This window comes from Stenotrophomonas sp. HMWF003, from assembly GCF_003061285.1.
GTDB classification, from domain to species: Bacteria; Pseudomonadota; Gammaproteobacteria; order Xanthomonadales; family Xanthomonadaceae; genus Stenotrophomonas; species Stenotrophomonas maltophilia_AP.
Map to the genome: position 1 here is coordinate 1 of NZ_QAIW01000361.1, position 383 is coordinate 383.

Below are 383 nucleotides of genomic sequence, written 5' to 3' on the forward strand. Positions count from 1 at the left end.
CAGTAGCTGGTCGGGTGCGTTGAGCCGCGCGCCGAAGCGGGCGTGGTCGTCCTCGGCCACCCAGGGCAGCGCGGCCAACGCGGCGTCACGCCCGCGCAGTTTGGCCGCCAGCGCATGGGCGAAACCGATTCCGAGCCGGCAGATGCGGTCGCGGCGCGGTGCGTCGTCAGCCAGCAGGGCGCTGCACAGCCGGGCCAGGCTGCGCGATTCGTAGACCAGCTGGCCCCACAGCTTGCGGCCTTCCCACCAGCGCTCGAAGCAGGCGTTGTTGCGGAAGCTCAGGAAGATCGACAGCACCAGGCCGAGCAGGGTGAACGGCGCCACCGAGACGCGCTCGATGCCCGGCGGGTGCCAGACCTCGGCGAAGGCGGCCACGGCAATGG

The 383-nt window shown here is 71.8% G+C and carries 1 protein-coding gene; it reads right to left on the reverse strand.

The window, feature by feature from the left end; translation table 11 throughout:
• Window positions 1-383: bestrophin (locus DBR34_RS14690; protein WP_146186856.1), on the reverse strand; the 383-nt coding region annotated here is incomplete at both ends.